Genomic DNA, 12612 nt, shown 5'->3' with positions numbered 1-12612 from the left:
GTTATGCGCTCCGCTTGAAATAGGACTTAGCTACTTTTAAGTAAATATTTGCAGCTTCGTTGAATTTTTCTTTTAGGGTGAGTTCGGTTGGGTATTCTTTGACTGCAAGAGACGCAACCAATTTAGGTAAAATAAGAGATTCCATTTTATTTAGACAGCGTACTAAGCGAATGGCAGCAGATACATCACCATCAGCAATCATTCGGTCATTAGCAAATGCTTGGGCAGTACTTTCTTGAAAAGAAAATACTAAAAATGCATGAGTTACATGTTTGAATGTAATCGTTAAGTCTGGCTTTCTTTCAGCTCTTTTGAGTAGCTCTAACTGTTTGTCTTCTGTGACTCGAGCAAAAAATGCTGGTCCATTTGGGAAAACATTCATTGAAAGTACAAAGTGAACAGGAAATTTAGATACTTCCTCTTGTATTTCAGTGTCCACTTGACTTGCCATGACTAAGCCACGACCAACAACATCCATCATGAGCTTAACGTAGGCAAGTTGCAGAGTAGGCTTTACAGCTTTTGTCGAAATCACTCGCGTATCCCTTGTTAAAATTGTGCAAAAGCAAATTTAGAGTAATTACTCTAATCCATTTTTATTTCATCGCAAAGCGATTTATTCGGTTTTGACTTCTGGGTCATTAAAGTACCCAGTATTTTTAATATACTCAATAAAGTCTTGGCAAAGTTGAGTGAATGATGGATAAGGAGTCACCAAATCTTGTATACGCACCATTTCTAAACCTGCGTAGCCACAAGGATTGATCGTCTGGAACCCTTCTAAGGCACAGTCCAAGTTTAATGCTAATCCATGATAACTACGGCCACGACGAATTTTAAAACCTAAAGAACCAATCTTACGACCATCCACATAAACTCCTGGTGCATCTGGCTTTGCATACGCTTCAATTCCGTATTTTTTTAAAACATCTATCATGAATTGTTCAGCAAAACTGACCAATGTGCGTACGTTCCACTTTAGACGATTAAGATCAAACATGAAGTAAGCCACAAGTTGACCAGGTCCATGCCAAGTTACTTGTCCGCCACGGTCAGTCTGCACTACAGGAATATCTGATGAAATTAGGATGTGTTCAGGTTTACCAGCTTGACCTTGAGTTAAAACATTATGATGTTGAAGTAACCATAACTCATCGGGCGTATCTTGATCTCGCTCATTTGTTAAGAGTTTCATGGTTTCAAATTTGCTTTGATAATCTTGTAAATCGTTCCATTGCCGAATGATTAAGTTAGGTTTATCAAGGCTCATCACAATATCTTCCTATAATTAGTTTATGCGGCACCCAGATCATATCTACTAGATAAAAGCCGAAAACCTTGTAATTTTAAAGGATTTTATAAAAGGAATTCTAAATATTTGTAAGGTTTTTCGTGGTCGTTAGGTTGTAAAATTTCCAAAAAAATACCACAGTAAGAATGCCTGACTGTGGTATTTATTGAAGAACTTAAAATTAAAGCGCAGTTCTAATCTGCGGACAAGCAGCCAAGTCAGCATAAAGTGCATGAACTTGTTCCAATTCTTCAAAGCGCAATTGTGCTGTTAAAGAATGATACTTGCCGGTGCGAGATTCTTGAACTTTTAATGTTGAGTGGTCGAAGTCTGGAAAATGTTTTACCAAAATATCGACTACAGCAACACGTAATTCTTCACCCGCATCGCCAATAAGTTTAATTGGATAATCCATCGGAAATACCCAAAGATGTTCTTGTAGTTCGCGAGATGGAGTGCGGTCTAACATAAGTTACCTCATGATTTGAAACGCCTGCATTATCGCAGGCGTTTATAGCTCTTTCTATTAAATGGGGCTTGGTTTTGAAATTTCAAGCTTTCAAAACTTAGTCATTTTCCAAGAAAGAGCGTAAATGTTCAGAACGAGAAGGGTGACGTAATTTACGCAATGCTTTCGCTTCAATCTGACGGATACGTTCACGTGTTACATCAAATTGTTTACCTACTTCTTCAAGTGTGTGATCGGTTGGCATATCAATACCAAAACGCATCTTCAATACTTTTGCTTCACGTTCAGTTAAGTTTTCCAATACTTCACGAGTTGCTTCTTTTAAGCCTTCTGAAGTCGCAGCATCAATTGGAGAAGTGATGTTTTGATCTTCAATGAAATCCCCAAGATGTGAATCTTCATCATCACCAATAGGTGTTTCCATCGAAATCGGCTCTTTAGCAATTTTAAGTACTTTACGAACCTTAACTTCATCCATTTCTAAACGTTCACCTAATTCTTCAGGTGTTGGTTCACGGCCCATTTCTTGTAACAATTGACGAGATACACGGTTGATCTTGTTAATCGTTTCAATCATGTGTACTGGAATACGAATCGTACGAGCCTGGTCGGCAATCGAACGGGTAATCGCCTGACGAATCCACCAAGTTGCATAAGTCGAGAATTTATAACCACGACGGTATTCAAACTTGTCTACAGCTTTCATCAAACCAATGTTCCCTTCTTGAATCAAGTCAAGGAACTGTAAACCACGGTTAGTATATTTCTTCGCAATAGAAATTACCAAACGGAGGTTGGCTTCTACCATTTCTTTCTTGGCACGACGTGCTTTCGCTTCACCAATTGCCATACGTTTAGAGATATCTTTAATCTCAGCAACGCTTAAACTAAGCTCTTTCTCAATATCTGCAATCTTTTGCTGGAATGCTAAAACATCTGGACGAACTTTTTCTAAATGCGCCTTAATTTCAGCAGGTGCTTTAGCAATTTGTTCATCTAACCAAGCTGGATTAGATTCTTGTTTAGGGAAAGATGTACGGAATTGAGTACGGTCCATACGGCCACGACGTACTGCATAACGCATGATTTCACGTTCATTGGCACGAATTTGCTCATGTGTACCGCGAATCATTTCAGAGATGATGTCAAATAAACGTGGTGTAAATTTAAACATCATGAACACAGTAGCTAAAGCTTCTAAAGCTTCTTCAGCCTCTGGACTGTTACGACCATGCTTTTCAACAACAGCTTTTGTTTTAGCCCAAGCAGCTTCAAGTTCAGTAAAACGAACTTTTGCAACTTCTGGGTCTGGTCCTGAATCGCCTTCAGAGTCATCATCACCTTCAGACTCTTCTTCTTCATCGTCATCATCAAGCTTAACTTCTTTGGTTGATTTTGAAGATGATTCGTCTTCTTCCTCAAGCTCTTCAACTTCTTCTAAAACTTCAGGGATATCTTCATCGGTTTCAGGATCGAGGTAGCCAGATAAAATATCTGCAAGACGGCGTTCGCCAGTTAAAAAATCATTATATTCTTTTAATACAACTTCAACAGCATTTGGCCAGTAAGCAATTGAATTAAGGACATCACGAATACCTTCTTCAATACGTTTGGCAATGCTGATTTCACCTTCACGGGTTAACAGCTCAACTGTACCCATTTCACGCATGTACATACGTACAGGGTCTGTCGTACGTCCAGGCTCATTTTCAACCGATGCAAGTACGGCAGCAGCTTCTTCTTCAGCAACCTCATCAGTTGCGTCAGCCGACTCACCGAACATGGTATCGTCAGATTCAGGTGCACGCTCGTGTACAGGAATACCAACGTCTTGAAGCATTTGGATGATGTCTTCAATCTGTTCGCTTTCAGTAATCGAGTCCGGCAGATGATCGTTAACCTCAGCGTAAGTTAAGTAACCTTGTTCTTTGCCTCGGCTAATCAGAGCCGCTACTTGAGAAGTAGGGGAATGCATATCGCTCATCTTTGCTTACTCTTTGTTGAATCTGTGGCAGTGAAAAACCGTGCATGATAGCACAATTTGCTTGAAATGTTTTGGCTTTGATCAGTAACCGTTAAATAAAAAATATCTTTGAATTCACGTCTGTTTTTTGAATATTGGGCTAAAATCATTTTTTTCAAGCTTAAATCATCGAAAAGATCATAGAATTTTTTTTTGATCAAAAAAATAGTTCAGCTTTATAAATACACAATTTTTTGGGTGAAAAAAAGCACAAATATGCAGTTTAATGAAAAAAATATAAATAAAACTTGACACAGTTAAATAAGAAAGATAAATAGCGGCTAGACCCATTCACATTTTTTCATTAGAGGTAGTTTTAGTGTCTTCTACAGATTTTGAACTAGATGATAACTACGGTGATGATGATGATGTCGGTTTTGATGAGTCATCAGGCAAAATCACTGCGAAAGAATCATTAGAAAAACGTAGATTAATTGATGATCTATTAGCCCAACGCCGTTTAGAGCGTGAGTTAAAAGATTTTGATTATGATTTAGACGATGATGATCTTGATGATGAAGACTAATCAAATCTGAATAGGGCATCGTCAGCTTAGATGCTATGCTATCGTAGATTTCTTTTTTATAGTCAGGTAACACAATGAGTGCGTTAGATTTAGACCAATTAAGTGAATATCTAGATGGAGACCACAATGAGTATGGTCTGGATTTCGCTGCAACTCATGGTTTTCTGTGTGCAATTGCAGTAGGCCCTCAGTTTGATCGTTGGTTAGATGAATTATTTGATAATAACCATAAAAAAGTTCCTGCCGAAATTATTCAGCAGATCAAAGCGTGGTTAGAGTCAATTCGACAAGACTTAGCAAATGAAAATGGAATTGAATTTCCGTTTGAAATTGAAGAAGCCGATGTTGAGTCTAGCTTAGGCGATTGGAGTGTTGGATTTGTTGATGCGATGTTCTTAAATGAAGATGCATGGTTTGCACCTGAATATGAAGAACAATTAATTGATTTAACTTTACCAATGATGGTATTTAGTGGAATTGATGAAGAAGATCCACAGATGGAATCTTTCCGTCGTAATGGACAGTTAATGGATGAACTGGCAGAAGAAATCCCAGATAATTTGAATGAATTATACTTGATGTATCATACGCCAAATTAATTTATTAGAAGAAATAATAAATAACGTCCTTTCTAGGGCGTTTTTTATTGTAAAAAATTAATTTGTACAAATAAAAAAGGGCAGTTAGAAATCTAAATGCCCTTTAAAAACTATAGTATGGTGTTATAGGCGTTTACGTTTTGCAGCAGCAATTTGTGATTGGCGCATACGGAAACCAGCTTTTTGCTTTTCGGTGGTCTTGTCGATGCAATAAACGCAAGAAACACCATGTTCGTAACTTGGTAGAGCAGACTCTTCAGGAGTTAAAGGCCAACCGCAAGCATGACATTTAATATTCACGCCTTCCTCTACACCATGAGTTACAGCAGTACGTCCGTCAAATACAAAGCATTCGCCTTCCCATAAGCTTTCATCAGCAGGGGTTTCTTCTAAGTACTTAAGAATACCGCCTTTAAGATGGTAAACCTCTTTAAATCCTTCTTGAAGAAGTAAAGAAGTTGATTTTTCACAGCGAATACCACCAGTACAGAACATCGCAATTTTTTTGTCTTTATGTTGCTCTAACTCTTTCTTAACGTATTCTGGAAACTCACGGAATGTTTCTGTTTTAGGGTCAATTGCACCCTTAAATGTACCCGCTTTATATTCGTAATCATTACGTGTGTCGATTAAAATTACATCATCACGTGCGATTAAATCATTCCATTCTTTAGGATCAAGATAGTGACCGACTAAGTCACGAGGTTTAACTTCAACACCTAAAGTCACAATTTCTTCTTTAAGTTTAATTTTCATTTTGCGGAAAGGTTTGTCAGAACTATGGGATTCTTTGTATTCCATAGCACCAAAGCCTTCATTGAGCAAAAATTGATGTAGTGTATCAATTGCTAAGCGATCACCAGCAACAGTACCATTAATTCCTTCACCTGCTACAATCAGAGTTCCACAAAGGTTAATTGTTTTCACTAAGTCTAATAAACGTTGTTGAAGATCGGCAGGATCTTGAACTTCTTTAAATTGATATAGTGCTGCAACAACCCAACCTGCGGTCGCTTGCTGTTCTACAGGTGCAAGCTGTTCTACAGTAGCGTTCATGGAAAACTCCAAATGTATTAATATAGAAATTTAAGGCGCATATTTTAGCGCGAAAATTAGTAATAAGCGAGAAAACCATAAAAAGTATATGGTTTATTTAAGGAGTTTGTTTTGAGTAATGATCATCGAACGCTCTCTCTCACCCCATGTGCAGGGCGTTGTTCAACAGTTTTTGGTGATCAGGTTTGTCGTGGTTGTCGCCGTTTTAACCACGAGGTGATTCAATGGAACACTTATACGGCAGAGCAGCGTTTGGCTGTATGGAAGCGTTTAGATGATCAATTGAATCAAATCTTAGTACCGATGTTGCCTCATGCAGACTTGCAGCATGTTGAAGGCTTTATTTTAAGTAAGCGTGTTCGGTTAATGGAAGGGGCGAGCCAGGGGCGTAAGCTTTACCATGCCTTAAAAATATGTGAAAAGAATAAACATCTAGCACACGAGAGTGGTTTGGGTATTTCGGAGTCTCAAGTCAAAACGATATGGGTTGAGTTTGAAAGACGTGTTTTAGCGTTGGCTAAAGCGAGCTATGAGCTGGCTTGGTTGCGAGCAGATGGAATTAGTCATCACTTGTTAACTATGTATGAAGAAGAATAAGTCTAGAGTAGAAAAAGACGTAAATAAAAAAGCTGCCTTTTGGCAGCTTTTTTTCATTAATTTTCTTTCGAATATTAACGTTTGATGTCGCGTTGAGTTTCACCAGTATAAAGCTGACGAGGACGACCGATTTTGTAAGGGCCGCTGTGCATTTCTAACCAGTGGCTGATCCAACCAACTGTACGAGCAAGAGCGAAGATTACAGTAAACATTTCTGTTGGGATACCAATCGCTTTAAGGATGATACCTGAGTAGAAGTCTACGTTAGGGTAAAGTTTACGCTCAACGAAGTACGGGTCGTTCAATGCGATACGCTCAAGTTCCATAGCAAGTGCTAATTGAGGATCGTTGATACCTAAAGCTTCAAGAACTTCGTCACAAGTTTGCTTCATTACTTTAGCGCGTGGATCGAAGTTTTTGTAAACGCGGTGACCGAAGCCCATAAGCTTAACTTCTTTGCGTTTAACTTTTTCCATGAACTCTGCAACGTTTTCAACGCTACCGATTTCATCAAGCATCTTAAGAACTGCTTCGTTTGCACCACCGTGAGCAGGGCCCCAAAGTGCAGAGATACCAGCAGAGATACATGCATACGGGTTTGCACCAGTAGAACCAGCAAGACGTACTGTAGATGTAGAAGCATTTTGCTCATGGTCAGCATGAAGCGTGAAAATACGATCCATTGCGCGAGCAAGAACAGGATTAACTTTGTAATCACGGTCAGCAGGAGTAGCAAACATCATGTGCAAGAAGTTTTCCGCATAACTTAAATCGTTACGTGGATAGATGAATGGTTGACCTACTGTGTATTTGTAACTCCAAGCAGCAAGTGTTGGAATTTTTGCAATTAAGCGAATTGCAGTGATTTCACGGTGGTTGATGTCTTCAATATCTAGGTTGTTGTGATAGAACGCAGATAATGCACCTACAACACCAACCATGATTGCCATTGGGTGAGCATCACGACGGAAACCATTGAAGAAACGGCTAACTTGATCGTGAACCATAGTGTGAGCACGTACTTTCGTATCAAACTCAACTTTTTGTTCAGCAGTTGGGAGCTCGCCATTTAATAATAAATAACAAGTTTCAAGGTAGTCTGCTTGAGTTGCTAACTGATCAATTGGGTAGCCGCGGTGTAATAAAATACCTTTGTCACCATCAATGAAAGTAATTTTAGATTCGCATGCGGCTGTCGCCATAAAACCAGGATCGAAAGTAAAATGACCTTCTTTCAGTATGCTGCTGACATCAATTACATCTGGACCTAAAGTGCCACTGTAGATTGGTAATCCAATTTCTTTGCCATCAAGATGTAATACGGCTTTTTTGCCATTTGCTTCAGACATTCAATAGATCTCCTGTCCTGGTGAATGTTGATCTGACTCGAAATCCTAATGTTCTCATGTGCGAATCAGACGGTGTCAAAATTTGCTATAAGATTAGTGAGTACTGAAATTTTGTCAATTATACTTATGGATAAAAAATGACGTTCCCACAGAGAGTTAGTCATCAAGACCCGAGCAAAAAAGTCAGTAAAATCACTGCATCGGGATGGTATAATAAGTCAATTCAACAAGAACGTGCAGAAAAAAAATGAAGGATGAGTACAATTGTAAGCAAATTTATAAATTGCAATTCAAAATAATAAGACGGTAGAAAATGCCAATCCCCTTAAAAAAATCATAAAACTCATGATGTAATTTCAAATTTATACTCAAAAAAAATTGTATTTCTATTTAGTTGTAACAAAGAATATTGTTCTTTTTTTAAGTTTAATTGTATAAAAAATAGCTTATCAGATGAGTTTAAAATCATAAGAACTGTTTTTAATGAAATTCACTTTCGAAAAACTAGTGTAGATCGCTTAATATCTATCTGAAATATAAGTCTGTTCACTTATTTGAAATGTGGCTCACATTGAAAATAGGAGAGTATTGCGATCATTTTTCTATTGATATGAGGAATTTATAACTTTATCTTTAGTCTAAAATCGGCTTATTTAAAAGAAATTTCAGAAAAAATGAAATTAAATAAAAAGTTATTTTAAACAAGGACATGATGTATATAGGTATAGTTTTTTTATTGACTTAATAATGTAATATTGTTTTGAATGATTCTTATTTAATGGTTTTTTGCTGAAATGGCAAAGTGGATTGTTTGTATTTTGATACTTCGCGTTTTATAATTCAGTGTCGTTTATAGGTTAGGCATGAGCTGTGCTTGCCTAACAATGCCAGCTTTCCTTGGAATTAATTCAACAAACTCCGGTCGGAGTTTCTACCTACAGGATGCCCGCTGTGAAAAGCAACAGACCTGTCAATTTGTCCATGGGTCAGGTGTTAGCGGTAAATTTACGCTCACCCGTGGCTATTGCATCAATTTTACACCGTTTATCAGGTGTCATCGTTTTCTTATTAGTACCAGTTCTCTTATGGATTCTAGATAAATCATTATCTTCACCAGAAGGATTTGACTACGTTAAAAATGTCGTTTTTGGAAATATCCTTGTACGTTTTGTTGTTTGGGTATTTGCAGCCGGCTTAATATTCCACTTCATTGCTGGAGTTAAGCACTTACTTGCAGATTTAGGTTTTGCTGAAGAACTGCAAAGTGGTCGTATTGCAGCGACAATTTCATTGATCTTATCTGTGGTAGCCATTATCGCAGCCTTTGTATGGATTATGTTCTAATGAAAAGTGCTACAGGTTTAACTGGTTCAGGTTCTCGTGATTGGTTTATCCAGCGTGTAAGTGCGGTTGTATTAGCAGCTTATACTGTTGTTCTTTTTGGTTGGATTCTCTGCAAAGGTGGATTTGACTATCAACAGTGGGCTGGTTTCATGATGACATTACCAATGAAGATTTTTTCTTTATTGGCAATTTTATCGCTTATCGCACACGCATGGATTGGTATGTGGCAAGTTTTCACTGACTATGTCACTACTCGTCAAATGGGTCCTTCAGCGAAAGGTTTACGCCTTGTACTGACGACGGCTGTCATTATTGCAGTGTTTGTGTACGCAATCTGGGGTATCCAGATTTTCTGGGCGAATTGATAGGAAGATATCATGGGCGCGATAACCCCTAAAGAAGATTATTCAAATATTCAAAACCTCACTTTCGATGCAGTTATCGTTGGTGGTGGTGGTTCTGGTATGCGTGCTTCTTACCAACTTGCTCAAGCAGGTTTGAAAGTTGCAGTACTTACTAAAGTTTTCCCAACACGTTCACATACAGTTGCTGCTCAGGGCGGTATTGGTGCGTCGTTAGGTAACATGCAAGAAGATAACTGGCACTTCCACTTTTACGATACGGTAAAAGGATCTGACTGGTTAGGTGACCAAGACGCAATTGAATTTATGTGTCGTGAAGCACCAAAAGTTGTGTATGAACTTGAACACATGGGTATGCCGTTTGACCGTAACGCTGATGGTACAATTTACCAACGTCCGTTCGGTGGTCACTCTGCGAACTATGGTGATAAACCAGTTCCACGTGCTTGTGCTGCTGCTGACCGTACTGGTCACGCATTATTACACACGCTTTATCAAAGCAACGTGAAAATGGGTACTCAGTTCTTCGTTGAATGGATCGCGCTTGATTTGATCCGTAACGAAGCAGGTGATGTTCTTGGTGTAACAGCGATTGACCAAGAAACTGGTAATATCGCAGTATTCCAAGCAAAAGCGACATTGTTTGCGACAGGTGGTGCTGGTCGTGTTTACCGTGCATCAACAAATGCTTATATCAACACTGGTGACGGTCTTGGTATGGCTGCTCGTGCTGGTATTCCATTACAAGATATGGAATTCTGGCAATTCCACCCTACGGGTGTTGCGGGCGCAGGCGTATTGTTAACTGAAGGTTGTCGTGGTGAAGGTGCAATCCTTCGTAACAAAGACGGCGAACCGTTCATGGAACGTTATGCACCAACTTTAAAAGACTTGGCTCCACGTGACTTCGTATCACGTTCTATGGACCAAGAAATTAAAGAAGGTCGTGGTTGTGGTCCAAAAGGTGATTATATCTTACTAGATATGACTCACTTGGGCGCTGACACAATCATGAAGCGTTTACCATCTGTATTTGAGATTGGTAAAAAATTCGCGAACGTTGACATCACTAAAGAACCAATTCCTGTAGTACCAACAATCCATTATCAAATGGGCGGTATTCCTACAAATATGCATGGTCAAGTGTGCTTACCTGAAGCAGGTACAGATAACTACACTAAACCTGTAAAAGGTTTCTATGCAATTGGTGAATGTTCTTGTGTATCAGTACATGGTGCAAACCGTTTAGGTACTAACTCACTTCTTGACTTGGTTGTATTTGGTAAAGCTGCTGGTGAGCACATTATCGACTACGTAACTAAGCATCATGGTGATGAATATGCACCACTTCCAACAAACGTATTAGAGCAAACTTTAGATCGCGTACGTAAATTGGATGAATCAACTTCTGGCGAAAATGCACAAGAAGTTGCTGATGCGATTCGTGATATCGTTCAAGACCACGCTGGTGTATTCCGTACTCAAGCTTTGCTTGATAAAGGTGTTAAAGAGATTCTTGCTCTTGAACCACGTGTGCGCAACATTCACTTGAAAGATAAATCTAAAGTATTTAACACTGCACGTGTTGAAGCGCTTGAAGTTGAAAACTTATATGAAGTTGCAAAAGCTACATTAATTTCAGCTGCTGCGCGTAAAGAGTGTCGTGGTGCGCATACTGTAGTTGATTATGAATTGCCAGCTGATCACCCAACTTATTCATACGGTCGCCGTGATGATGAGTGGATGAAGCATACTTTATGGTATTCATCAGATAACCGTTTGGAATATAAGCCAGTGCGCTTCAAACCGTTGACTGTTGATGCAATTCCACCAGCACCACGTACATTCTAATCGGGAGTATAAAGATGAGTAGAGGTACTCGTACATTCGAAATCTACCGCTATGATCCTGATAAGGATAAAGCGCCGTACATGCAAACTTTCAAGCTTGAATTGACTGATAAGCACCGTATGTTGCTTGATGCATTACTTGCTTTGAAGGTTCAAGATGAATCATTAACGTTCCGTCGTTCATGCCGTGAAGGTATTTGTGGTTCGGATGGTGTAAACATTAATGGTAAAAATGGTTTGGCTTGTTTATGGAATTTAAACGACCTGCCTGAGAAAATTGTAATTCGTCCATTACCAGGTTTGCCGGTTGTTAAAGATTTGGTTGTTGATATGAACCAATTCTATGATCAATATGACAAAATTCAGCCATTCTTGATCAATAACCAACCAGCTCCACCTAAAGAGCGTTTACAGTCTCCTGAAGAGCGTGAACACTTAAATGGTTTGTATGAATGTATTCTTTGTGCATGTTGTTCAACTTCATGCCCATCATTCTGGTGGAACCCTGATAAATTCTTGGGTCCTTCAGCATTGTTGAATGCATACCGTTTTATTATCGACTCTCGTGATACTGCTACTGCAGACCGTTTGGCTCGTCTTGACGATCCATTCAGTTTGTTCCGTTGTAAAGGTATTATGAACTGTGTGTCAGTATGTCCTAAAGGTCTAAACCCTACTAAAGCAATCGGTCACATCCGTAACATGCTATTAGATCAAGCGGGTTAATTCTGCACAAATAGAAAACGCGCATCCTTGATGTGCGTTTTTTTTTAATTTTATAATGTAAACTTTAGACTTTGGTCGAAAAGAGCGAGGATTTTATATATTGCACCATATATTAAAAGATAAAATCGCTTGTGTATTTCGCCAATTTATAGGTGGTATGTGTCAAAAAAATCAATCGTTGTTTAAGAACATGATACGATTTGCCACAAAGTTATAGGTGAAAAAAGCGTATACTAGTGAAATTAATTTAAGTAGCACGATCTTAGATCTGTGCTTAATTTTTATGGTTAAAGTCATTTTAGAAAAGTTAATTTTAAAGTTAATTTTTCTAAAAAGATTTGCAAAAAATTGCTCGGTTTTAATCGAGTATAAGGTGAGTGATGATGCCATTGAGGGCGTTGTGATTCATTAATTACCTAT

The 12612-nt window shown here is 38.6% G+C and carries 15 protein-coding genes; 8 read left to right on the top strand and 7 right to left on the bottom strand.

From position 1 onward, the window contains the following. Position 1: 1 nt before the first annotated feature. The 4 genes from RFW85_RS15335 to rpoD all read right to left on the bottom strand — a co-directional run bounded on the left by RFW85_RS15335 (position 2) and on the right by rpoD (position 3744). On the bottom strand, positions 2–535 hold the full coding sequence (locus RFW85_RS15335; protein WP_005072911.1) for a hypothetical protein: 534 nt from the start codon (positions 533–535) through the stop codon (positions 2–4). An 81-nt stretch (positions 536–616) separates the two neighbouring features. Continuing rightward, positions 617–1270: a lipoyl(octanoyl) transferase LipB gene (lipB, locus tag RFW85_RS15330; protein ID WP_057077040.1), complete on the bottom strand. Its 654-nt coding sequence runs from the start codon at positions 1268–1270 to the stop codon at positions 617–619. 202 nt (positions 1271–1472) lie between these two features. Then, positions 1473–1760: a YbeD family protein gene (locus tag RFW85_RS15325; RefSeq protein ID WP_002116017.1), complete on the bottom strand. Its 288-nt coding sequence runs from the start codon at positions 1758–1760 to the stop codon at positions 1473–1475. 97 nt (positions 1761–1857) lie between these two features. Further along, positions 1858–3744 carry an RNA polymerase sigma factor RpoD gene (gene rpoD, locus RFW85_RS15320; RefSeq protein WP_002116414.1) on the bottom strand — a complete coding sequence of 629 codons (1887 nt, stop codon included), beginning with the start codon at positions 3742–3744 and terminating at the stop codon, positions 1858–1860. 358 nt (positions 3745–4102) lie between these two features. Between rpoD and RFW85_RS15315 the strand changes: the two genes are divergently transcribed. Both RFW85_RS15315 and RFW85_RS15310 read left to right on the top strand, forming a co-directional pair. Then, positions 4103–4309 (top strand): PA3496 family putative envelope integrity protein, encoded by a 207-nt coding sequence (locus RFW85_RS15315; protein ID WP_002116495.1) that lies wholly within the window; start codon positions 4103–4105, stop codon positions 4307–4309. 74 nt (positions 4310–4383) lie between these two features. Further along, positions 4384–4908, top strand: coding sequence for a YecA family protein (locus tag RFW85_RS15310; RefSeq protein ID WP_002116105.1), 525 nt, complete (start codon positions 4384–4386; stop codon positions 4906–4908). A gap of 123 nt (positions 4909–5031) precedes the next feature. Here RFW85_RS15310 and RFW85_RS15305 read toward each other — a convergent pair whose 3' ends face one another. After that, on the bottom strand, positions 5032–5964 hold the full coding sequence (locus RFW85_RS15305; protein ID WP_002116523.1) for a rhodanese-related sulfurtransferase: 933 nt from the start codon (positions 5962–5964) through the stop codon (positions 5032–5034). A 111-nt stretch (positions 5965–6075) separates the two neighbouring features. Here RFW85_RS15305 and RFW85_RS15300 point away from each other — a divergent pair, with 111 nt between their 5' ends. Next, entirely contained in the window at positions 6076–6561 is a 486-nt protein-coding gene (locus RFW85_RS15300) for a DUF1289 domain-containing protein (protein WP_005064555.1), read from the top strand. Positions 6562–6635: 74 nt separating this feature from the next. On the opposite strand, the gene gltA is transcribed toward RFW85_RS15300, so the two are convergent. Beyond that, positions 6636–7910, bottom strand: coding sequence for a citrate synthase (gene gltA / locus RFW85_RS15295; RefSeq protein ID WP_002116327.1), 1275 nt, complete (start codon positions 7908–7910; stop codon positions 6636–6638). A 343-nt stretch (positions 7911–8253) separates the two neighbouring features. Beyond that, positions 8254–8379 (bottom strand): hypothetical protein, encoded by a 126-nt coding sequence (locus tag RFW85_RS15290; protein WP_081038229.1) that lies wholly within the window; start codon positions 8377–8379, stop codon positions 8254–8256. A 473-nt stretch (positions 8380–8852) separates the two neighbouring features. Here RFW85_RS15290 and sdhC point away from each other — a divergent pair, with 473 nt between their 5' ends. The 5 genes from sdhC to RFW85_RS15265 all read left to right on the top strand — a co-directional run bounded on the left by sdhC (position 8853) and on the right by RFW85_RS15265 (position 12604). Further along, positions 8853–9254: a succinate dehydrogenase, cytochrome b556 subunit gene (gene sdhC, locus RFW85_RS15285; protein ID WP_075384165.1), complete on the top strand. Its 402-nt coding sequence runs from the start codon at positions 8853–8855 to the stop codon at positions 9252–9254. Beyond that, positions 9254–9619 (top strand): succinate dehydrogenase, hydrophobic membrane anchor protein, encoded by a 366-nt coding sequence (gene sdhD, locus RFW85_RS15280; RefSeq protein ID WP_000833672.1) that lies wholly within the window; start codon positions 9254–9256, stop codon positions 9617–9619. The genes sdhC and sdhD overlap by 1 nt, the downstream gene beginning before the upstream one ends. Positions 9620–9631: 12 nt before the next feature. Further along, a complete protein-coding gene (gene sdhA / locus RFW85_RS15275; RefSeq protein WP_002116225.1) occupies positions 9632–11467 on the top strand; it encodes a succinate dehydrogenase flavoprotein subunit in 1836 nt (611 codons plus the stop codon). A 14-nt stretch (positions 11468–11481) separates the two neighbouring features. Further along, positions 11482–12192, top strand: a complete 711-nt coding sequence (locus RFW85_RS15270) for a succinate dehydrogenase iron-sulfur subunit (RefSeq protein WP_002116292.1) — start codon at positions 11482–11484, stop codon at positions 12190–12192. A 283-nt stretch (positions 12193–12475) separates the two neighbouring features. Beyond that, complete coding sequence (locus RFW85_RS15265) at positions 12476–12604, top strand: hypothetical protein (protein ID WP_002116082.1); 129 nt, start codon at positions 12476–12478, stop codon at positions 12602–12604. The last annotated feature ends 8 nt before the right edge of the window (positions 12605–12612 follow it).

The organism is Acinetobacter sp. 12966 (assembly GCF_031196995.1).
GTDB classification, from domain to species: domain Bacteria; phylum Pseudomonadota; class Gammaproteobacteria; order Pseudomonadales; family Moraxellaceae; genus Acinetobacter; species Acinetobacter geminorum.
Note: the sequence above shows the minus strand (reverse complement) of the source record. Positions and strands in the feature narration are given on the sequence as shown.